The organism is Actinomadura luzonensis (assembly GCF_022664455.2).
In the GTDB taxonomy this organism is placed as follows: domain Bacteria; phylum Actinomycetota; class Actinomycetes; order Streptosporangiales; family Streptosporangiaceae; genus Nonomuraea; species Nonomuraea luzonensis.
Genome location: NZ_JAKRKC020000001.1, coordinates 4,338,581 through 4,359,224, shown reverse-complemented (window position 1 = coordinate 4,359,224; position 20,644 = coordinate 4,338,581). Strand labels below are relative to the sequence as shown.

Sequence of the window (20,644 nt, the reverse complement as noted above, 5' to 3'; positions counted from 1 at the left end):
ACCTTCTGACCTGGACGAACTCCCGGACCTGGGCGAAAGTCGTCGTTGTCATTCCTGAGCACGACGAAGGGAAGAAGCGTGAAGCGCTACGAGAAACCCCGCCTGACGGCAACCGGATCCTTCCGCAAGGTCACCGGCCTCCTCGGACGCGCCGGCAACGACCGCCTCATCCTCAGCAAGAACTGACCGAGGCCCTTCTTGGCCCGGCCACCACTGAGCCGGCCCCACCGCGGCGAGGCGTACTTCGTGGTCCTGCCCGATCACGAGCGTGCGCCCGCCGTGGCGGCGGCTCTCCGCACCCCCACCGCCCGCACCCTCACCCACGCCTCCGGCCGTCCCTGGCTGGTCGGTCACTGGCTCGACGAGGAGCTGACCGTGGCCGCCGCCGGCCCGACCCGGCTCGCCGTCATCGGCCGCTGCCCCATCGGCGCCGCCCGGCTGGCCGCCGAGGCCGCCCGGCTGCACGACCTCGACCGCCTCGACCACCTCGACCGGCTGGCCCGCACCCTGCCGGGCAGCTTCCACCTGGTGGCCGCCCACGACGGCCGCATCCGCGCCCTCGGCACGGCCTCGGGGCTGCGGCTGGTCTTCCACGCCCGGCTCGCCGGGCTCACCGTCACCGCCGACCGCGCCGACGTCCTGGCCGCCGGCCACGCCGACATCCTGGCCGCCGACCGACCCGGTGCGCCGTCGGCCGCCGATCCTGCCGGGATGCCGGTCCCGGCGGCGGGTGCGGAGGTCGAGCCGCGCCGGCTGGCCGCGCGGCTGCTGTGGCCGGTCCCGCATCCGCTGCACCACCTGCCGCTCTGGCCGGGCGTGACCGCCGTGCCGCCCGGCCACCACGTGACCGTCGAGGCCGGCGGCGCCGTACGGCACGGGCGCTGGTGGAGCCGCCCGAGCCGGTGCGCCCGCTGGCCGAGGCCGCCGCCGACGTGCGGCGGGCGCTCGACGAGGCGGTCGCCGTCCGCACCGGGCCGGGCGGCACCGTGAGCCTCGACCTGTCCGGCGGGCTCGACTCCACCTCGCTGTGCTTCCTCGCCGCCGCCCGCGGCGAGGCGCGGGTCATCGCCTCCACCTGGCCCGGCCGCGACCCCGCCGACGACGATCTGGAGTGGGCCCGGCGGGCCGCCGCCCACCTGCCCGGCGCCGAGCACGTGATCTGGCCCGCCGAGGAGTCCCCGCTGGTCTACGAGGACCTGCTGCGCGTCGACGACACGCTCGACGAGCCCGGCATCGGCGTCATGGACCGGGCCCGGGTGCTGGCGCACCTGCCGCGGCTGGCCGCCATGGGCAGCAGGCTGCACCTGACGGGCATCGGCGGCGACCACGTGGCCTGGTGCTCCGAGGCGCACTACCACCGGCTGCTGCGCACGCGTCCCCTGTCGGCGGCGGCGCGGCTGCGCGGGTTCCGCGCGCTGTTCCACTGGCCGTACGGCCCGATGCTCAGGACGCTGGCCGACGGCCGCTCCTACCGCCGCTGGCTGGCGGGCGCGGCGGCCGGTCTCCGCGAGCCCGCCGCGCCGCCGGTGGCCGCCGCCCTCGGCTGGGGCGCGCCGCCGCGGCTGTTCCCCTGGGTCACCGACGAGGCCGCCGCCCTGGCCGCCGAGGCGCTGGCCGAGGCGCTTGCGCAGGCCCGGCCGCTCGGCCCCGACCGCGGCCGGCACGCCGACCTGTACGCCATCCACGACACCTGCCGCGTCATCCGGCAGTGGGACCAGATGAGCGCCCGCGCCGGCCTGCCGATGAGCCACCCCTTCCTGGACGACCGGGTGATCGAGGCGTGCCTGTCGGTGCGCCCGCAGGACCGGGTCACGCCCTGGCAGTACAAACCGCTGCTCAAGGCCGCCATGCGCGGCGTCGTGCCGGCGGAGTGCCTGCGCCGCACCAGCAAGGCCGAGGCCTCGCTCGACGCGGCCGAGGGGCTGCGCCGGCACGCCGCCGACCTGCAGGAGCTCTGGGCCGACTCCCGGCTGGCCCGGCTCGGGCTGGTGGACACCGCGATGCTCAAGGACCTCACCGGCCGCCCCGACAGCCCCGAGCTGCGCACGGCCGTCCTCTACTCGACCATCGCCTGCGAGGTGTGGCTACGCACCTTGGAGCCCTCCGCGGGCGGACCGCAGCGATGAATACGCCGGCCGGACCCCGCGCCCGGCTCGCCGCCAAGAGCCCGCACCCGACGAACTCCAGCAAGGGAGAGCACCGATGAACCTCCGGCTGCGCGCCGACGTGTCCACCGCCGAGACCGACTACGGCGTCGTGCTGCTCGACCAGCGCAGCGGCGACTTCTGGCAGCTCAACCCCAGCGCCGCGCTGGCCGTGCGGCACCTGCTCGGCGGCGGGGGCCCCGAGCGGGCCGCCGCGGCGCTCAACGCCGAGTTCGAGGTCACGCCGGAGGAGGCCCTGCGCGACGTGCGGGAGCTGCTGGAGCAGCTTCAGGCGGCCGGGCTGGTGGTGTCGTGAGCGTCCCCAGCGCGCTGGAACGTCCCCAGGGGGTTCCCTGGCGGGCGCGGGCGGCGGCGCGGCTCGCGGTGGCCGCCGCGTTCCCGCTGACGCTGCTGCCGCCCCGGCGGCTGCGCGCCGTGCTCGCGCTGGTCAGCCGGGGCGCCAGGCCCGCCGGGTACGCCGAGGCCAAGGCCGCCAAGGACGCCGTCCTGGCGGTCAGCCTGACCTGCCTCGGGGTGCACGGCTGCCTGCCCCGGTCGCTGGCCACCGTCCTGCTGTGCCGGATGCGGGGGTCGTGGCCGGACTGGTGCGCCGGGACGCGGACCCGGCCGCCGTTCGGGGCGCACGCCTGGGTCGAGGCGGAGGGCCGGCCGGTGGAGGAGTCCGTGCCCGAGGGCTACCTGATCCCGCTGATCGCGGTCACCGCCCCGCGGCGGCACCGGCCGCACTGACGGCTGACGGCGGCCTGCGGCCGGCCGGGCTGGTGGCCTCGCGCTGCCGGACCGGCAGGGGGTCAGGGGTGGCGGGCGAGGACCGTGTCGAGGGCCGCGGCGAGGGCGTCCGGTGACGGGGCGGCGTCGGCGACCCGCCACGCCACGTGACCGTCCGGCCGGACGAGGACCGCGCCTTTCGGCCCGAGCCCGTACTCCTTCGCCCAGGTGGGGGAGGACAGCGCGCCGGCGGTGTCGCCGTCGGCGATCTCCACCGCCGTCAGCGGAACGCCCGCGACGACGGCCGCCGAGGCGGGGGTTGCGGTGGCCGCGTTGGCCCAGCCGGAGCCGGCCGGGGACAGGAGGGTGAAACCGGGGACGAGGACGTCGAGCGTCGACACCGGCCCTCCATCGGCGGACAGCCACACGTGAGGGGCGCGGTGGCCGGGCCGGGCGGCCGGCACGTACGTCCGGTACGGGTCCGCGACCGCCGGCGGCGCCGTGCCGTCGGGGACGACGGCCGCCGAGTCGTAGTGGAAGCCCAGCACCAGCCCCTCCGAGCTGCGCCGGTCGGCCTGCCGCTGGATGGCCTCGGCCATCGGCAGCCGGCCCTCCATCATCTGCCAGGTGATGAGCGCGTTGGCCAGGCTCTCGTCCACGGTGCGCCCGGCGATGGGCCGCCGCTCCGCCTCGTACGTGTCCAGCAGCGCTTCCCCGGCGCCCCACCGCAGGACGGCGGCCAGTTTCCAGGCCAGGTTGTGCGCGTCCTGGATGCCGCAGTTCATCCCGAACCCGCCCTGCGGCGTGGCCACGTGCGCCGCGTCCCCCGCGAGGAAGACGGGGCCGGCGCGGAAGGCGGCGGCGAGCATGGCCTGCTGGAGCCACGGCATCACGCCGAGCAGCCGGACCGGCAGGTCGGGCACGCCGACGGCGTCCCGCACCGCGCGCAGGCACACCTCCTCGGTGAAGTCGTCCGGGCTGCCGCCCTGGTCGGGCTCGTAGCCGGTCTGCACCATCCAGCGCCGGCGGTGGTCCACGGCCTCCACCGCGCACGGCGGGTCGGTCAGGAACGACAGCGCGGCCCGCCGGTCGGCGGGCAGGAAACCCAGGTCGGCCTCGAACATGATGCTGATCATGTGCCCGAGCGTCGGCGGGCCCTCCCAGGCGATGCCGAGGCAGTCGCGCACGCCGCTGCGGCTGCCGTCGGCGGCCACCAGGTAGCGGCAGCGCACCAGCGTCTCGCCGTCCTGGCCGGACACCACGGCCGTCACGCCGTCCGGGCCGGGCCGCATCGAGGTCATCTCCGTGCCGTACCGCACGTCGGCGCGCGACGCCGCGAGCCGCCGCAGGATGACCTCCAGCACGTCCTGCGCGCACAGGAAGGTGTAGGTGGGGCTCTGCGGGGCGTCCCGGTCCAGCTCGGCGGCCGAGCGGACGAAGTCGGGCGCGCTCAGCGAGCTGCCGACGCCCACCGCGAGGTACTCCTCGCGCGGCATGCCGGCCGACTCCACCTCCTCCTGGATCCCCCAGGCGCGGAAGAGCTCCATCGTCCTGGTGGTGACGAGCCTCGCCTTCGGGAAAATCGACGTTCCCGAGTGCCGCTCGACCAGCAGGGCCGATATTCCGAGACGGGAGAGCTCGATGGCGGCGCACAGCCCCACCGGTCCGCCGCCGACCACCAAAACCTCGACCTCGAGCTCTTTCATGAGGCCCAGAGTCATATATCGAGAATGGTCCGGTCAATGCCGGGATAACCGCGTGATACAGGCGTGATAACGCGGCTTAGTAGCTTGTGGATGCAGATTCAGATTCGCGCCGACCGGCGAATGTCGAATTTCTGGAGTCCATCATGCTGTTTGCGCAGGGCACCGTGGCGCTGGTGACCGGCGGGTCGCGCGGGATCGGCCGGGCCGTCGCGCTCGACCTCGCCAGGGAGGGCGCCCACGTCCTGGTGAACTACGCGCGCTCCGAGCGCGAGGCCAAGGAGGTCGTGGCGCTCGCCGAGGAGGCGGGCGGCAGCGCGGCGGCCGTCCAGGCGGACGTGACGGACGAGGAGTCCGTACGGGCGATGTTCCGCGCCGTCCGCGCCGACCACGGACGCCTCGACGTGCTGGTGACCAGCGCCGGCATCACGGCCGACCGCTACCTCATCGCCATGGGCCTGGAGCAGTTCCGCGCGCCCGTCGAGACCAACCTCATCGGCACCTTCCTGGCCTGCCGCGAAGGGCTGAAGCTGATGCAGCACCAGCGCAGCGGCTCGATCGTCACGCTGTCCTCCTCCAGCGGGCTGGACGGCGGCTTCCCCGGCCAGACCAACTACGTGGCCTCCAAGGGCGCCATCGTCGCCTTCACCCACGCGCTGTCCAACGAGGCGGCCCCGCACGGCGTGCGCGCCAACGTGGTGTGCCCCGGCTTCGTGGCCACCGACATGACCCGCAAGGTGCCCGGCCACCTCAAGAAGCAGTACGAGTCCCGCATCCGGCTGGGCCGCATGGGCCGGCCCGAGGAGATCGCCTCCATCGTCAGCTTCCTGGCCTCGGACAAGGCCTCCTACATGTCCGGCTCGGTGGTCGTCGCCCACGGCGGCGGCCTCGGCTGAGCGCCCCCCGTCCCCTCCCGCCCCCGCCCCCCGCACAAGGAGCATCGCCATGACCATCGACGAGCTGCGCGCCAAGGCCGCCGAGCGGCAGCAGACCTGCAGCCAGATCAAGAAGATGATCGTGTCCAGGCTGGACCTGGAGATCGAGCCCGACTGGATCACCGACGACCAGCCGCTGTTCGGCCGCGGCCTGGAGCTGGACAGCCTCGACGTGCTGGAGCTGTACGTGGCCATCGAGGCCGAGTTCGGCGTGGCGCTCTACGACAGCGAGATGGCGGTGTTCGGCTCGGTGTCGCGCCTGGCCGACGAGGTCAACCCGGCCCTGCGGGCGACGGCATGACGATCGCCGAGCAGGCGCCCGCCCCCACCTCCGGCGAGGAGGAGGCCGCTCCGGGGAAGCCAGGCGTCCCGGGGAAGGCGGAGCCGGTCGCCGGGCTCACCCACGACCAGGTGCGGCAGGTGCTGCCGCACCGCTGGCCCATGCTGCTGCTCGACCGGGTCGGCCCGGTCGTCCCCGGCGTCAAGGGCACGGCCACCAAGAACGTCGCCGGCACCGAGCTGTGGTTCCAGGGCCACTTCCCCGGCGAGGCCGTGCTGCCCGGCGTCGTGATCGTCGAGGCCATGGCGCAGCTCTCGGGCGTGGTCTTCGCCCTGGCCGGCGCCAGCGAGATCAGCTACCTGGCGGGGGTCCGCTCGATGCGCTTCCGCCGCCCGATCGTCCCGGGCGACCAGGTGACCCTGACGGCCGAGCGGACCGCCGGCGGCGGCGGCTTCGCCGAGTTCCGGGTCGCGGCCCGGGTCGAGGGCCAGGTCGCCGCCGAAGGAAACCTCACGATCGCCGACCCGGCGTCGCAACGCTCTTCGCGAAAGGTGTGAACATGGCAAGCGTCCTCGCGACCACGCATCCGACGGACACCGTGTACGGCGAGGTGGGCGACGCCACCGTGCCTCTGCGCTTCTCCTCGACGAGCGAGGAGTACGGCGTGCTGAGGGAACGCGCCGCCGTCATCGACCTCGGCGGCCACGGCCTCATCGAGATCACCGGCCCGGCCGCCGTCGACTTCGCCCAGCGCCTGCTGGCCCGCGACGTGGAGTACCTCACCTCCGACCGCTGCATGATGAGCCTCGTCCTGGACGAGGACGGCCAGGTCGTCGACCAGGTCGTCGCCTTCGGCCGGGAGGACGGCCTGCTCCTGGAGAGCTCGTGCGGCGCCGGCGCGCGGCTGCTCGCGCACCTGCGGGCGCACCAGGAGGACGGCGTCGAGATCACCGACCGTTCGGGCGACCTGACCGTCATCGGCCTGGAGGGCCCGTACGCCTGGGGCGTCGTGGGCCGCCTGATCGACGCCGAGCTGGCCTCGCTGCCGTTCGAGTCGGTCGCCGAGGCCACCTGGGACGGCGTCGAGATCGTCTTCGCCCGCACCGGGCTGACCGGCGAGTACGGCTACCAGATGATCGTCCCGATCGAAGCCGCCGCCGCCCTGTGGACCGGCGCGCTGGAGCACGCGAGCCCGGCCGGCCTGGAGGCGCTGGAGCTGGCCATGCTGGAGGTCCGCCAGCCGATCCCGCGGCACGAGGCCACGCCCGGCGCCACCGTCATCGAGATCGGCGCGAACTGGCTGGTCGACATCACCAAGGACGACTTCGTCGGCAAGGACGCCGTGGTCGAGGCGTTCGAGGGCGGCGGCGGCCGGCGCACGGTCGGCTTCACCGGCTGCGCGGGCGTCCCCGCGCCCGGCACCCGCGTGCAGGCGGGCGGCCAGGACGTCGGCGAGATCGTGCACGCCGTGCACAGCGTCGGGCTCGACGCCACGCTCGGCCTGGCCCGGGTGGACGCCGACCTGGCCGCGGCCGGGCTGGACCTCACCGTCGGCGGCCTCAGCGTGACCACGCTGACCAGCCCGTACATCGTGCCCAAGAGCTGGAGCATCCCGATCATCTGATCGTCCGGTGCGCTGGAGAAGGAGACAAGCATGGCGCTGCGGCCCGTCGTGGTCACCGGCCTGGGCATCATCTGCGCCGCCGGGCGCGACCCCGCCGAGTTCTGGAGCCGGCTGCTGGCCGGCCAGGGCGGACTCACCCCGATCGAGGACGAGGCGTTCGCCGTGTTCACGGCCAGGCACGCCGGCCAGGTGCCGGACGCGTGGATCGACGCCCAGCTCCCCCCTGAGGACACCGGGTACGACCGCACGGCCAGGCTCGCGCTCGTCGCCGCCCGCCAGGCGATCGCCCAGGCGGGCCTGACAGCGGGCGGCCCCGCCCCGGAGCGGTTCGGCATCATCCTCGGCAAATGCCAGGCCACCCCCGACGCGGCGGGCCGCTACCAGCCCATGCACCGCACCGCCGACGTGGTGGCCGCCCGGCTCGGCCTCGGCGGGCCGCGCGTCCTGGTCTCCACGGCCTGCGCCGCCGGGGGCAACGCGGTCGGCCTGGCCAAGGACAAGATCCTCACCGGCGAGGCGGACGCCGTCCTCGCGGGCGGCGTGGACCCGCTGCTGTTCGGCACGTACGCGGGCTTCGCCGGCCTCCAGGCGCTCAGCACCGGCCCGTGCCGGCCCTACAGCCACTCCGACGGGCTCAACCTGGGCGAGGGCGCCGCCTTCCTGCTGCTGGAGCCGCTGGACCTGGCGCTCGCCCGCGGCGCGACCCCGCTCGCGGAGGTCGCGGGCTACGGCCTGTCCGCCGACGCCTACCACGCCACCGCCCCCGACCCCACCGGCCGCGGCGGGGCCAGCGCCGTGCGCCGCGCCCTGGCCGACGCCGGGCTCACCACCGCCGACGTGCACTACGTCAGCGGCCACGGCACCGGCACGCCCGCCAACGACGCCATGGAGGCCAAGGTCATGCGCCTGGTCTTCGGCGAGCGGGCCGGACAGGTGCCGACCAGCAGCATCAAGTCGTTCGTCGGCCACACGCTGGGCGCGGCCGGCGCGGTGGAGGCGGTCGCGAGCGTGCTGGCGCTGCGCAACGGCGCCGCCCCGCCGACCATCGGGTTCGACGGCGACGAGGTGACCGGCGACCTGGACTTCGTGCCCAACCAGGCGCGGCCGATGCCGATCGGCACCGTCGTGTCGAACAACTACGCCTTCGGCGGCAACAACGTCTCGCTCGTGCTGACCGCGCCGGGCGGCCCCCGCCCGTACGAGGAACTGCCCGGACGGGACGCCGTCATCACCGGCCTCGGCCCGGTGACGGGCGTCGGCGCGGGCATCGCCGAGGTGGCCGAGGCGGTCGCCGCCGGCCGCCAGGCCCCGGGCGCGCCGCCGTCGCTGGAGGGCCGCACGTACGCGCCGCGCTCGCTGTGGCGGCACATGAACCACCTGTCCCGCATGGCGATCGCCGCCTCCCGGCTGGCCTGGGAGGACTCGGGGCTGAAGCTGCCGAGGAAGGCGCTCGACGACGTGGCGCTGGTCTTCGCCACCGGCGCCGGGTCGGCCGAGAGCACCGGCGGCTTCGACGAGAGCATCGCGGTCAACCCCAACAAGCCGGCCGTGCTCAGCTTCTCCAACGTCGTGCTGAACGCCACCGGCGGCGCGGTCTGCCAGACGCTGGGCCTGCGCGGGCCGACCACCACCATCTGCAACGGCGGGGCGTCGGCCTCGATCGCCCTGGACTGCGCGCTGGAGCTGATCCGGGCGGGCAAGGCCGAGGTGGTCCTGGTGGTGGCCGCCGACGAGAGGCCCGGTGGCGCGGCCGCCGGGTTCGGCGCGGACGGGCCCGGCCCGGTCCCGTACGGCGACAACCCCGAGGGGCCCGTCGCCGGATCGGCCGCCGTGGCCTTCGTGGTCGAGTCGGCCGGGCACTGCGCGGAGCGCGGCGGCACCCCGTACGCGAAGGTGGCCGCCACCCGCCACGCCGCCGGCGAGGGCGCCGGGCCGCTCGCGCGCAGCCTCGCGCTGCTCGACGGCCGCCCGCCCGAGCTGGTCGTCGGCGCGGCCACCGGCCGCCCGCAGGACGCCGAGGAGGCCGCCGCCGTGCTCGACGCCGCCCCGGCGCGCCGCTGACCAGCACCGCCGCGCTCACCGGCGACTGCCAGGCGGCGACCGGCGCGCTCAACGTGGCGCTCGCCGCGCTCGCCGTCCGCGACGGGACCGCGCCCGCGCTGACCGGCCTCACCGCCCCGCTCGCCGGGGACCTGGCCGCCTACCTCACCAAGCCGGGCCTGCCCGGCCCGGCGCGCCGCGCGCTCGCGCTGACCGCCGCGCCCGGCTCGGTGCGCGGCGCCGTCCTGCTGGAGGCGGTATGACCGCCGTCCGCGCGCCCGAGACCGGCACGCCGTTCGACGTGGCCGAGACCGACCGGCTGCTGACCACCACCCGGTCCGTACGCCGCCGCCTCGACCTGGAGCGGCCCGTCCCGCGCGAGGTCATCCAGGAGGCGCTGCAGGTCGCCGTCCAGGCGCCCACCGCCAACAACCACCAGAACTGGCGCTGGCTGGTGCTCACCGAGCCCGCCACCAAGGCCCAGCTGGCGGAGCTGATCCGCTCCTCCTGGCAGTTCCACCTCAACGACATCTGGACCAGGGCCGGCCGCCGCCGCCACGACGCCCAGGCCCGCCGCAACCACGCCTCCGCGCAGGCGCTGACCGAGACCATCGCGGCGGTGCCCGCCCTGGTGATCCCGTGCGTGCTGGGCCGCCCGCCGGACATCACGGCGATCAACGAGGCGTGGCGGCGGCGCATGGCCGACAAGGTCGCCGAGGACCCCGGCCACCTCGTCCAGCACGGCGAGACCCGCGCCAGCATCTTCTACGGCTCGATCTTCCCGGCCGTCTGGTCCTTCCAGCTCGCGCTGCGCAGCCGCGGCCTCGGCAGCACCATCACCTGCCTGCACGTGCCCCACGAGCGCGAGGTGGGGCGGCTGCTCGGCATCCCCTCCGGGGTCACGCAGGTGTGCATGATCCCGGTCGCCTACACGGTGGGCACCGACTTCCGCCCCGCCGACCGCTACAGCGCCAAGGAGCGCACCTACTGGGAGAGGTGGGGCACGTGACCCGACGACCAGAACAGCCCGACGTCGTCATCGTCGGCGGCGGCATCTCCGGCGCGTCGGCCGCCTGCCGGCTGGTCGCCGGCGGGCTGTCGGTGACGCTGCTGGAGAAGCAGGACGCCTACCGCGACCTCGTGCGCGGCGAGTGGCTGGCACCCTGGGGCATCAGGGAGGCCCAGCGGCTCGGCGTCCACGACTGCTTCGCCGCCGGCGGCGCCTGGGAGATCCGCGAGTGGATGACCTGGGACGAGGCCGTCAGCGAGGACGAGGTCGAGGCGGTCGACATGACCCGCTTCATCCCCGGCATCGGCGGCCCGTACTCCTTCCCCCACCACCGGGTGTGCGAGCTGATGGCCGAGCAGGCCGTCGCGGGCGGCGCCGAGCTGGTCATGGACGCCGCCAAGATCACCGTCACGGCCGGGCCGCGGCCGGTCGTCACCTACCGCACCCCGGAAGGCGAGCACGAGCTGCGCCCCCGCCTGGTGCTCGGCGCGACCGGCCGCGGCAACACCGTGGGCCGCCAGATCGGCGTCACCATGCGCAACTCCATGCACCACTGGGGCGGCGGCATGATGGTCGAGGGCCTCGACGACTGGCCGCAGGACGTCCAGGCCATGGGCACCGAGGGCGACGTCATGTTCATGGTGTTCCCCCAGGGCTACGGCCGCGCCCGCCTCTACCTCAACTTCCCGACCGTCAACAAGCACCGCTACCGGGGGCCGGGCGGCGTCGAGCGCTTCCTCGCCGCGTTCGAGCTGAACTGCCTGCCCGACCGGGGCAAGGCCGTCACCGCGGCGATCCCGGCCGGCCCGCTGTCGGTGTGGCCGTCGGTCTCCAGCGTCCCCGAGGGGCCGCCGCTGACCGAGGGCGTGGTGCTGATCGGCGACGAGGCCGGCAACGCCGACACCGTGCTCGGCACCGGCCTGTCGTGCGCGATGCGCGACGCCCGCACCGTCTGCGACATCCTGCTCGCCTCCGACGACTGGTCGCCGGAGGCGTTCACCCCGTACGTGGAGGAGCGCGACTTCCGGCTGGAACGGCTGGACTTCGGCGCCTCCATCGTCAGCAGGCTGCACGTCGAGTTCGGCCCCGCCGCGCTGGAGCGCCGCCGCCGGGTCCGCCGGCTCATGGCGCGCAACTTCGCCGCCCAGGTCACCGGGCTGCTCAACATGGTCGCCCCCGAGGACGTACCGGAGTTCGGCTTCAGCGAGTTCTTCGCTGAGCGGCTGTTCAGGGAGACAGCATGACCACCGAGAAGAAAGTCGTCCGCGTCAACGACGTGGACCTGGCCTACGTGGACGAGGGCGAGGGCGACCCCGTCATCCTGCTCCACGGCTTCCCCGACTCCTCCTACCTGTGGCGGCACCAGATCCCGGCCCTCGTCGAGGGCGGTTTCCGGGTCATCGCGCCCGACCTGCGCGGCTTCGGCGACTCCGGCAAGCCGCAGGAGATCGAGGCGTACGGCATGCAGACCATCGTCAACGACGTCGTGGCCCTCACCATGAAGCTCGGCGTCAAGCGCCCGCACCTCGTCGGGCACGACTGGGGCGCGGCCATCGCCTGGATGTACGCCTTCCTCATGCCCCGCAGGATCGACCACCTCGCCGTGCTGTCGGTCGGCCACCCCGGCGTCTTCGCCACCCCGTCCATCGAGCAGCGCGCCGCCTCCTGGTACATGCTCTTCTACCAGTTCCCCGGCGTCAGCGAGGAGCTGCTGCGGCGCAACGGCTGGCGGCTGTTCAAGGAGATCATCGGCCGCGACGGCGACCACGACCGCTACCTGCGCGACCTGGCCCGCCCCGGCGCGCTCACCGCCGGCCTCAACTGGTACCGCGCCAACCGCTCCCCGGCCGCCGAGCTGCGGCCCTCGCGGCCCTTCCCGCCCGTGCTCGCCCCCACGCTCGGCATCTGGGGGGACGGCGACAAGGCGCTGCTGGAGGAGGGCATGACCGGCTCCGGCAAGTTCGTCAAGGGCCCCTGGCGCTACGAGCGCGTCGAGGGCGCCGGGCACTGGCTGCCGCTCGACGCCCCCGACCAGGTCAACAAGCTGCTGCTCGGCTTCCTCGGCACCGAGCGGCCCGCCCACGAGGAACGACGGCCGCGCCGCCGCCTCTAGCTCCCCGGGAGACGCATCGTGAAGCTCGGCTATCTCTTCCCCGGCCAGGGGACCGTGCGCGTCGGCATGGGCGCGTGGCTGCGCCGCCGGCCCGTCGCGCGCGACCGGCTGGACCTGGTGGACGCGCTGCTGGCCCGCCCGATCACGCCGCTGTGCGCCCGCGGGCCGCTCGACCGGCTGGTCGCCACCGAGCACGCCCAGATCGCGGTCACGGCGTGCAACCTGGCCGCGCTCGCCGTCCTGGACGAGGAGGGCCACGCGCCCGCCGTCGTCGCCGGGCACAGCGTGGGCGAGCTGAGCGCGCTGCACGCGGCCGGCGTGCTGGAGCTGGCCGACACCGTCCGGCTGGTCGAGACGCGGGCCGCGCTGATGGCCGCGGTCGGCGAGCGCGGCGGCATGCGGGCCGTCATGGGGCTGCCCGTCCACCGGGTCGAGGAGCTGGCCGCGGCCGCCGCCGCGCCCGGCGAGCCGGTCGTCGTGGCGCTGGAGAACGCCCCCGGCCACGTGGTCGTCTCCGGCTCCCCGGCCGCGCTGGACCGGGTGAGCGCGCTCGCCACCGACGCGAGCAAGGTCGTCCCGCTCCAGGTCGGCAACGCCTTCCACTCGCCGCTCATGGCCCCCGCCGTGGCCGGCTGGGCGGCGGCGGTGCGGGCCACGCCGATGCGCGAGCCGCGCGTGCCCGTCGTCCCCAACGTCACCGGCGAGCCCACCACGGACGTCGCCGCCCTGCGCGAGGCCCTGATCGCGCAGCTCACCGGCCGGGTGCTGTGGACCCGCACGGTCGCCGCCGTCGACGCGGCCGCCGCCGGCGTGGAGGTGGGCGACAGCAAGGTGCTCACCGGGCTGTCGCGGCGCGCCGAGGCCCGGTGCCTGTCGATGTCCGACCCCGGCACGCTGCGCCGCCTGGCCAAGGCGGTGGCCGCGTGACCGCCCCCGCTGCCGTGCCCGCCCCCGCTGCCGTGCCCGCCCCTGCTCCTGGGCCCGCCCCTGCTCCTGGGCCCGCCCCTGCTCCTGGGCCCGCCCCTGCTCCTGGGCCCGCCCCTGCTCCTGGGCCCGCCCCTGCTCCTGGGCCCGCCTCCGCTCCGGCGGCGGCGCACCGGTGGGGGAGCGCGGTCGTCGGCCACGCCGGGCTCGCCCGGCCGGGCGACCTGCTCGCCGCCGGCGTCGCCGTGGAGGACGTCTTCACCCCCGCCGAACGCGTCCGCTCCGCCCGCGGCCGCACCCTGCAGCACTGGGCGGGCCGGCTGGCCGCCAAGCAGGCCGTGCTGCGCCTGCTCGGGCTGCCCGCCACCCCCGCCGCGCTCGGCCAGGTCGAGGTGCTGCCCCGGCCCACCGCCGCCTGCCGCGGCGACGCCGCCTGCCTCGACGGGCACCCGCCCGCCGTCCGCCTCACCGGCGAGCTGTCCGGGCTGGCCGGAGCGGGGGAGCACATCCGCCTCTCGCTCAGCCACACCGCCCGGCACGCCCTCGCCGTCGCCCTGCACGCGCCGCCCCCGCCGGAGGACCAGGCACCATGACCAGCGACGCCCGCAAGCTCGCCCAGGACCACCTGCAGGCCTGGCGCGACGGCGACCCCGAGGCGGTCGCCGCCACCGCCGCCAGCTACGCCGACCCCGACTCCGGCGGCGTCCTGACCGGCCCCGCGCTCGCCGCGCACGCCGCCGCCACGCTGGCCCGCTTCCGCGCCCCCGCCTTCGAGACCGAGCGGCTGATCGGCGACGCCGACGCCGCCGCGCTCGGCTGGAGCCTGCGCGCCGACCACCGCGAGCCGTACCTGGGCATGCCCGCCACCGGCGGGCGCGCCGAGGTCGGCGGCACCGACCTGGTCACCGTGGACGAGCGCGGCGCGCACGTGCGCCGCACCTACGACCGGCTGGCGCTCGCCGCATCCCTCGGCTACGGCGCGCGGTTCGTGCCCGCCGCCGACGAGGTCCGCGAGTTCGGCGTCAGCGCCCGCGCCGGCACCGCCCGCACCGAGCGGCCCGGCGCGCTCGTCCTGACCTGGCTGGAGGTCCGCGACGACGCCGAGGCCGCCGAGGTGGACCTGCTCAGCGTCGAGATCGTCAAGTCGCTGCGCGCCGCCCGCGGCTTCCTCGGCGTCACCACGTTCGACCTCGGCGACCGCAAGTACACGCTGAGCGCCTACGACCGGCTGGAGTCGGTCCGCGCCATCCACGCCCGGCCGCACCAGCGGGCCATGCGCCGCTTCTTCAAGTCCGGCCTGTGCACCCGCGTCCACACCAGCGTCTGGCGTCCCGTCAGCGCCCGCGACTACGCCCGCTGCCCGGACTGCTCCGCCGCCGTGCGGACCGACGCGGCCTGCGGCTGCGGCTGGAGCCCGGCCGCCGTCCCGACCCTGTGACCCTGGAGAGCCCGATGAACGAGTTCACCGCCGAGCACCTGCCCGGCGACGGCAGGCCGGCCGTGGTGTTCGTGTCCGCGTTGTTCGCCGGCGGCTGGATCTGGGACCACCCCTTCCACGCCCTGCACGCCGACGGCTGGAGCGTGCTGCGCACCAACGAGGCCATCTGCGCCCTCGACCGCCAGGTGGCCGGCTCCATCGAACGCCTCGGCGACGCCTTCCTGCGCGCCTGCGACCGGGCCGGCATCGGGGAGGCCGTGGTGTGCGCCAACTCCCTCGGCGGCCTGGTCGCCATCGACCTGGCCGGACGGTGCCCCGACCGGGTGCGCGGCATCGTGGTCAGCGGCGCGCCCGGCCTGACCGCCGACCCCGACGTGGGGCTGAGCTTCGACCGGCGGGGCAGCGTGCGGCCCTTCGGCGACGACTTCGGCGAGCGCATGGTGGCCGCGCTGTTCCACAGCGGGCGCAGCCACTTCGCGCCCGAGCGCATGGCCGAGGCCGGCGACCTGCTGCGGCAGCCGGAGTCCATGGTCAGCATGGCCCGCAGCCTCAAGGCGACCCGCCGCTACCAGGTCAGGCCCGCTCTGGACCGGGTGAGCTGCCCGTCGTTCTTCGTGTGGGGCCGCCACGACCGTATGACGCCCGTCGCGCCGTGGCTGGAGCTGCTGGCCGGCTACCCGGACAACGAGGTCCTGGTGGTCGAGGGCAGCGGCCACATCCCCATGGTCGAGCGGGCCGAGGAGTACACCGCCGCGCTGCGGGACTTCGCCGGCCGCTGCGCCGGAGCGCTCGCATGAGCGTCCTCGTCGGGGTGGACATCGTGGCGAGCGACCGGCTCGCCCGGGCCGCGGCGCGCGGCGGCAGCGTCTTCACCCGCCGCCTGACCACCGACGCCGAGCGCGGGCGCGGGCCCGGCGTGGCCGCCTTCTCCGTCAAGGAGAGCCTGATCAAGGCCGTCGGGGCGCGCCCGCCCGGCTTCACCTGGCACGACTTCGAAGCCCTCGCCGCGCCGCCGCGCGACTGGGCCGGCCGGCTCATGGCGGAGGCCGCCGCGGCTGGCCGACGCCACCGGCGTGCGCCTGACCGGCGGCGCCGCCTACGCCGTCCGCGGCGCGAGCGCCGCCGCCGCCCGCGAACGCCTCGGCCCCGGCGCCGCCGCCGGCGCGGCCCGCTGGGGCGAGGGCGGCGGCCTGTTCGTCTCGCTGGCGATCGTCTACGTCGAGGAGGAGGGGATCCCCTCATGACCGTCACCACGGCCGTCCCCGCCACGAACACCCCCGCCACGAACACCCCCGCCACGAACACCCCCACCCCGGCCAGCCCCGCCCCGGCCGCCCCCGGCCCGGCCTTCACCGTGGCCGCCGGCGAGCCGGCGCAGCGGGTGCTGGACGAGGCCGGGCCGGGCGCGCGCGTCGAGCTGGCCGAGGGCGTGCACCGCGGCGCCCTCTGGATCAGGCACCCCGGCGTGACCCTGACCGGCGCGGGCCCCGGCCGGACGGTCCTCGTCCCCGGGGAAGGCCCGGGGGAGGACGCTGGGCCCGATGTGCCGCGCCTGCACGACGCCGGGCCCGAGGTGGTCAGCGGCGTCACCGTGCACGGCGACGGCGTCGCCGACGTCCGCGTGGAAGGGCTCACCGTGCGCGGCTTCTCCGGCGCGGGCGTGTACGCCCACTCCGCCGCCCGCGTCACCGTCCACGACGTGACCGCCGAGGACAACGCGGTCTGGGGCGTCTACCTGCGCGAGTCCACCGGCTGCCGGATCACCTCCTGCCGGGCCTCCGGCAGCCAGTACGCCGGCGCCGCCCTCTCCTTCTGCCCCCTGTCGGAGCACCTGGTCGAGGGCAACGACCTGCACGGCAACGCCTTCGGCCTGTTCGTCGACAACTCCTCCGGCGCCCGGGTGCTCCGCAACGCCTGCCACGGCAACGCCATCGGCATCATGCTGCTCAACCAGGTCTACGAGGGCGAGCCGCCGGGCGGCGTCACCGACTGCCTGGTGGCGGGCAACGACCTGCACGGCAACGACCTGGCCGCCGGCGCCGAGCCGGACGGGCTGGGCGCGGCCGGGCCGCCCATCTCCGGCGTCGGCCTCGCGCTCATCGGGACGCACCGGGTCGCCGTCGTCGACAACCACATCCACGGCAACCACCCCACCGGCGAGTCCGTCATGGGCGCCGGCTTCGTCCTCGGCTCGTCCAAGGACTGGGGCGGCGACGACGTGCTCGACACGTACGCGCTGTGGAACCGCGTCCACGGCAACACCCCGCTGGACTACCAGCTCGGCGCCGACCTCGGCCGCCAGTGCTTCGCCGCCAACACCGCCGGCGCGGGCGACCCGCCCGAGGTCCAGGGGTGGCGGCGATGACGACGGTGCTGACGACGGAACCGATCCCCGCGCTCGCCTGCCACGGCCTCGCCAAACGCTACGGCGACCTCGTCGCCGTCCAGGACGTCGGCTTCGCCGTCGCGCCCGGCCAGGCGTACGGGCTGCTCGGCCCCAACGGCGCGGGCAAGACCACCACGATCTCCATGCTGGTGGGCCTGCTGCGCCCCGACGCGGGCGGCGTCACCGTCGGCGGCGTTGACCTGGCCGCCGACCCGATGCGGGCCAAGGCCCGCCTCGGCTACGTGCCGCAGGAGGTCGCCCTCTACCCCGAGCTGACCGGCCGGGAGAACCTGCGCTTCTTCGGCCGCCTGTTCGGCCTGCCCCGTCGCGAGCTGCCCGGCCGCATCGAGGAGGTGCTGGACCTGGTCGGGCTCGCCGAGCGGGCCGACAGCAAGCTCGGCACGTACTCGGGCGGCATGCGCCGGCGCATCAACATCGGCGCCGCCCTGCTGCACCGTCCCGACGTGCTGATCCTCGACGAGCCCACCGTCGGCGTGGACCCGCAGAGCCGCAACGCCATCCTGGAGGGCGTCGAGCGCCTGGTCGCGGGCGGCATGTCGCTGCTCTACACCTCCCACTACATGGAGGAGGTCGAACGGGTCTGCGACCGCGTGGCCATCATCGACCACGGCCGCATCATCGCCGACGGCACCCGCGAGGAGCTGATCGCGCTGGTCGGCAGCCACGACAAGGTCGAGCTGTCCCTCGACGGCGACGTCGAGACCGCCCTCGCCAAGCTCCGCGCCGTCGAGGGCGTGCTCGAAGGCGCGAGGACCGGCGGCACCTCCATCCGGCTGATCACCGAGGGCGGCCGGCGGCTGCTGCCCTCGCTCATCACCGCCGTGGACGGCTGCGCCACCGTGACCGCCACCCGGGTCATCGAACCCGACCTGGAGGCCACGTTCCTGCACCTCACCGGCAGCACCCTGCGGGACTGACCATGAGACCCCTCCTCACCGTGGCCGCGCTGGAGCTGCGCACCCGGCTGCGCGACGGCACGGCCCTCGTCATCGCGGTCGTCGTCCCGGTGGCGCTGGCCGCGCTGTTCAGCCTCGCCCTCGGCGGCGACGACCCGCCGCTGCAGGCCACCGTCGGCGTCGTGGACCTGGACCGCGGCGAGTTCCCGGCCAGCGTGCGCCGCGAGGTGGCCGCCTCCGCCGAGCTGAAGGGCAGCGTCACGCTGCGCGACCTGCCCAGCAGGGACGCCGCCGCGCGCGCCCTCGACGCCGACGAGATCGGCTCGGCCATCGTCTTCCCCGCCGGGTTCAGCACCAGCGTCGGCGCCGGCGAGGGCGGCCGGCTCGACGTGCTGACCTCGCCCCGCTCGCCGCTCGCCGGCGTGGTCGCGCGGGCGATCGTGGACCGCATCTCCGCCCTGGTGGACGCGAGGACCCTCGCGGCGCGGGCCGTCCTGCTCGCCGGCGTGCCGGGGAACGAGGTCAAGGAGCTGGTCGAGCGCAACGGCGCGGCCGGGCCCGCCCTGACGCTCGGCGACGACCCGCTGGCCGGCGGCAAGGTGGACCTGTCGGTCTACTACGGCTCCGGCATGGCCGCGCTGTTCGCCTTCTTCGTCGTCGGCGCGTCCTTCCGCGGCCTGCTCACCGAGCGCAAGCTCGGCACGCTCGACCGCATGCGGGCCGGGCCGCTCGCCGTGTGGGTGCCGTTCGCCGGCAAGGCCGTGGTCGGCTTCGCGCTGGCCCTGGTCAGCGTGTGCGTCACCTGGGCTGCCTCCGTCCTGGTGTCCGGGGCGACGTGGGGCGACCCGCCGGCCGTGCTCGCCGTGCTGGTGGCGCACGTGCTGGCCGCCGCCGCGATCACCATGCTGGTGACCTCCCGCGTCAGGACGGACGCCCAGGCCGACGGCGTGATCATGGTGGTCTCGTTCGTCATGGCCTTCCTCGGCGGCAGCCTCGTGCCGATGCACAACCTGCCCGGCGTGCTCCAGGCCGCCGCCCTGCTCACCCCCAACGGCTGGACCTCCACCGCGCTGACCGAGCTGGCCGGCGGCGGCGCGGGCCTCGCCGCCGTGGCCGGGCCGATCGCGGTGCTGTGCGCGATCGCCCTGGTCGCCGGCGGGCTCGCCGTCGCCGGGCTGAAGAAGGGAATGCTGCTGTGACCCGAGCCCCCCGGCCTGACGCCCGCCCCGGCGGGCCCGGCCCCCGCACCCCCCGGCCCGTGCTCGCGCTGGTGGCGGCCAACCTGCGGCGGCACGCGCGCGACCGGGTGGGCCTGTTCTTCATGGTCGTCATGCCGTTCGTGTCGATCGTGTTCGTCGGCATGGCGATCGGCAACACCGCCGACCGGCTGCCGGTCGGCGTGGTCGCCCCCGGCTCCGACGCCGTCACCGCCGCGCTGCTGGCCGAGTTGCGCGCCCGTCCCGACCTGGAGGTCACCGCGGCCGGCTCGGCGCGGGAGCTGCGCTCGGGCGTGCGGTCGGGGGCGCTCGCCGCCGGCCTGGTCATCCCGCCCGGCTCCACCCGGCTCAACCTCGTCGTCACCCAGGCCAACGGCAGCGGCCTGGCCGCCCGCAGCGCCATCGACGTCGCCGTGGGCCGGGTCGCCGCCGTCCAGGAGGCCACCCGCGCCGCCGAGGCCGCGGGCGCGAGCCCGGCCGAGGCCGCCGCCCTGGTCCGGCGCGCGCAGGCCGAGTCCGGCCGCGTCGCGGTGACCGGCGCGGCCGCCGGCGCCGCCGACCCGCGCGGCTTCGCCTACACCGCCCCCGCCAACCTGCTGCTGTTCACCTTCATCAACTCGATGGCGGTGGCCGCCGCGCTGGTCGAGAGCCGCCGCCTCGGCCTGCTCCAGCGCGCGCTCACCGCTCCCGTGCGGCGCGCGTCGGTGCTGGCCGGCGAGGCGCTGAGCCGCTTCCTCGTGGCGCTCGCCCAGGCCGCGCTGATCGTGCTGGTCAGCGCGGCGGCGTTCGGCGTCACCTGGGGCGACCCGCTCGGCGTCGCCGCCGTCGTGGTGGTGTTCTCGCTGGTCGCGACCGGCGCGGCGCTGCTCGTCGGCACGCTGCTGCGCACCCCCGACCAGGCGCCCGCGATCGGCCCGCCGCTCGGCGTGATCCTCGGCATGCTCGGCGGCTGCCTGTGGCCGCGCGAGTCGTCCGGCGACGTCATCAACGCCCTCGGCCACCTGTTCCCGCACGCGTGGGGCATGGACGCGCTGCTCACCCTCGCCCGGCCCGGCACCGGCCTGACCGCGATCCTGCCCCAGCTCGCCGTGCTGGCCGGGATGGCCGTGCTGCTGCTGGGCGGCGCGCTGGCCCTGTTCCGCCGCCGCGCGCTGACCGCCATCTAGCACCGCCACCTGTAGGAAA

24 protein-coding genes are annotated in these 20,644 nt (G+C 75.6%); 23 read left to right on the top strand and 1 reads right to left on the bottom strand.

The window, feature by feature from the left end; genetic code table 11:
• Positions 1-78 precede the first annotated feature (78 nt).
• The 5 genes from MF672_RS20960 to MF672_RS20945 all read left to right on the top strand — a co-directional run bounded on the left by MF672_RS20960 (position 79) and on the right by MF672_RS20945 (position 2,894).
• The gene (locus MF672_RS20960) at positions 79-186 is read left to right on the top strand and encodes a keywimysin-related RiPP (protein WP_242381511.1); all 108 of its coding nucleotides are present in this window, start codon (positions 79-81) and stop codon (positions 184-186) included.
• A gap of 60 nt (positions 187-246) precedes the next feature.
• Positions 247-990, top strand: a complete 744-nt coding sequence (locus MF672_RS51440; RefSeq protein WP_302893240.1) for a macrolactam cyclase family protein — start codon at positions 247-249, stop codon at positions 988-990.
• Positions 885-2,126: an asparagine synthase-related protein gene (locus MF672_RS20955; RefSeq protein ID WP_302893239.1), complete on the top strand. Its 1,242-nt coding sequence runs from the start codon at positions 885-887 to the stop codon at positions 2,124-2,126. Before MF672_RS51440 ends, MF672_RS20955 begins: the two co-directional genes overlap by 106 nt.
• A 76-nt stretch (positions 2,127-2,202) precedes the next feature.
• A complete protein-coding gene (locus tag MF672_RS20950; RefSeq protein WP_242381513.1) occupies positions 2,203-2,460 on the top strand; it encodes a lasso peptide biosynthesis PqqD family chaperone in 258 nt (85 codons plus the stop codon).
• The gene (locus MF672_RS20945; RefSeq protein WP_242381514.1) at positions 2,457-2,894 is read left to right on the top strand and encodes a lasso peptide biosynthesis B2 protein; all 438 of its coding nucleotides are present in this window, start codon (positions 2,457-2,459) and stop codon (positions 2,892-2,894) included. The genes MF672_RS20950 and MF672_RS20945 overlap by 4 nt, the downstream gene beginning before the upstream one ends.
• A 62-nt stretch (positions 2,895-2,956) precedes the next feature.
• Here MF672_RS20945 and MF672_RS20940 read toward each other — a convergent pair whose 3' ends face one another.
• Complete coding sequence (locus tag MF672_RS20940) at positions 2,957-4,579, bottom strand: FAD-dependent monooxygenase (protein ID WP_242381515.1); 1,623 nt, start codon at positions 4,577-4,579, stop codon at positions 2,957-2,959.
• 143 nt (positions 4,580-4,722) lie between these two features.
• Here MF672_RS20940 and MF672_RS20935 point away from each other — a divergent pair, with 143 nt between their 5' ends.
• The 18 genes from MF672_RS20935 to MF672_RS20850 all read left to right on the top strand — a co-directional run bounded on the left by MF672_RS20935 (position 4,723) and on the right by MF672_RS20850 (position 20,625).
• Complete coding sequence (locus MF672_RS20935) at positions 4,723-5,472, top strand: SDR family oxidoreductase (protein ID WP_242381516.1); 750 nt, start codon at positions 4,723-4,725, stop codon at positions 5,470-5,472.
• 49 nt (positions 5,473-5,521) lie between these two features.
• Positions 5,522-5,812 (top strand): acyl carrier protein, encoded by a 291-nt coding sequence (locus tag MF672_RS20930; RefSeq protein ID WP_242381517.1) that lies wholly within the window; start codon positions 5,522-5,524, stop codon positions 5,810-5,812.
• Positions 5,809-6,348 carry a 3-hydroxyacyl-ACP dehydratase FabZ gene (gene fabZ / locus MF672_RS20925; protein WP_242381518.1) on the top strand — a complete coding sequence of 180 codons (540 nt, stop codon included), beginning with the start codon at positions 5,809-5,811 and terminating at the stop codon, positions 6,346-6,348. The genes MF672_RS20930 and fabZ overlap by 4 nt, the downstream gene beginning before the upstream one ends.
• A gap of 2 nt (positions 6,349-6,350) precedes the next feature.
• Positions 6,351-7,415 (top strand): aminomethyl transferase family protein, encoded by a 1,065-nt coding sequence (locus MF672_RS20920; RefSeq protein WP_242381519.1) that lies wholly within the window; start codon positions 6,351-6,353, stop codon positions 7,413-7,415.
• Positions 7,416-7,445: 30 nt separating this feature from the next.
• Complete coding sequence (locus MF672_RS20915) at positions 7,446-9,476, top strand: beta-ketoacyl-[acyl-carrier-protein] synthase family protein (protein WP_247815352.1); 2,031 nt, start codon at positions 7,446-7,448, stop codon at positions 9,474-9,476.
• A gap of 53 nt (positions 9,477-9,529) precedes the next feature.
• Complete coding sequence (locus MF672_RS20910; protein ID WP_247815351.1) at positions 9,530-9,718, top strand: hypothetical protein; 189 nt, start codon at positions 9,530-9,532, stop codon at positions 9,716-9,718.
• Positions 9,715-10,464: a nitroreductase family protein gene (locus tag MF672_RS20905; RefSeq protein ID WP_242383261.1), complete on the top strand. Its 750-nt coding sequence runs from the start codon at positions 9,715-9,717 to the stop codon at positions 10,462-10,464. Before MF672_RS20910 ends, MF672_RS20905 begins: the two co-directional genes overlap by 4 nt.
• Positions 10,461-11,708 (top strand): FAD-dependent oxidoreductase, encoded by a 1,248-nt coding sequence (locus MF672_RS20900; RefSeq protein WP_242383259.1) that lies wholly within the window; start codon positions 10,461-10,463, stop codon positions 11,706-11,708. Before MF672_RS20905 ends, MF672_RS20900 begins: the two co-directional genes overlap by 4 nt.
• Positions 11,705-12,577, top strand: coding sequence for an alpha/beta fold hydrolase (locus tag MF672_RS20895; RefSeq protein ID WP_242383257.1), 873 nt, complete (start codon positions 11,705-11,707; stop codon positions 12,575-12,577). Before MF672_RS20900 ends, MF672_RS20895 begins: the two co-directional genes overlap by 4 nt.
• Positions 12,578-12,595: 18 nt before the next feature.
• Positions 12,596-13,504 (top strand): ACP S-malonyltransferase, encoded by a 909-nt coding sequence (locus MF672_RS20890; RefSeq protein WP_242383256.1) that lies wholly within the window; start codon positions 12,596-12,598, stop codon positions 13,502-13,504.
• The gene (locus MF672_RS20885; RefSeq protein WP_247815350.1) at positions 13,501-14,094 is read left to right on the top strand and encodes a holo-ACP synthase; all 594 of its coding nucleotides are present in this window, start codon (positions 13,501-13,503) and stop codon (positions 14,092-14,094) included. Before MF672_RS20890 ends, MF672_RS20885 begins: the two co-directional genes overlap by 4 nt.
• The gene (locus MF672_RS20880; RefSeq protein ID WP_242383252.1) at positions 14,091-14,939 is read left to right on the top strand and encodes an ester cyclase; all 849 of its coding nucleotides are present in this window, start codon (positions 14,091-14,093) and stop codon (positions 14,937-14,939) included. Before MF672_RS20885 ends, MF672_RS20880 begins: the two co-directional genes overlap by 4 nt.
• Positions 14,940-14,953: 14 nt before the next feature.
• Positions 14,954-15,736, top strand: a complete 783-nt coding sequence (locus MF672_RS20875) for an alpha/beta fold hydrolase (protein WP_242383251.1) — start codon at positions 14,954-14,956, stop codon at positions 15,734-15,736.
• A gap of 276 nt (positions 15,737-16,012) precedes the next feature.
• Positions 16,013-16,183: a hypothetical protein gene (locus MF672_RS20870; RefSeq protein WP_247815349.1), complete on the top strand. Its 171-nt coding sequence runs from the start codon at positions 16,013-16,015 to the stop codon at positions 16,181-16,183.
• Positions 16,180-17,304, top strand: coding sequence for a right-handed parallel beta-helix repeat-containing protein (locus tag MF672_RS20865; protein WP_242383247.1), 1,125 nt, complete (start codon positions 16,180-16,182; stop codon positions 17,302-17,304). The genes MF672_RS20870 and MF672_RS20865 overlap by 4 nt, the downstream gene beginning before the upstream one ends.
• A complete protein-coding gene (locus MF672_RS20860) occupies positions 17,301-18,263 on the top strand; it encodes an ABC transporter ATP-binding protein (RefSeq protein ID WP_242383245.1) in 963 nt (320 codons plus the stop codon). The genes MF672_RS20865 and MF672_RS20860 overlap by 4 nt, the downstream gene beginning before the upstream one ends.
• Positions 18,264-18,265: 2 nt before the next feature.
• Positions 18,266-19,441 carry an ABC transporter permease gene (locus MF672_RS20855; protein WP_242383243.1) on the top strand — a complete coding sequence of 392 codons (1,176 nt, stop codon included), beginning with the start codon at positions 18,266-18,268 and terminating at the stop codon, positions 19,439-19,441.
• Positions 19,438-20,625 (top strand): ABC transporter permease, encoded by a 1,188-nt coding sequence (locus MF672_RS20850; RefSeq protein WP_247815348.1) that lies wholly within the window; start codon positions 19,438-19,440, stop codon positions 20,623-20,625. The genes MF672_RS20855 and MF672_RS20850 overlap by 4 nt, the downstream gene beginning before the upstream one ends.
• The last annotated feature ends 19 nt before the right edge of the window (positions 20,626-20,644 follow it).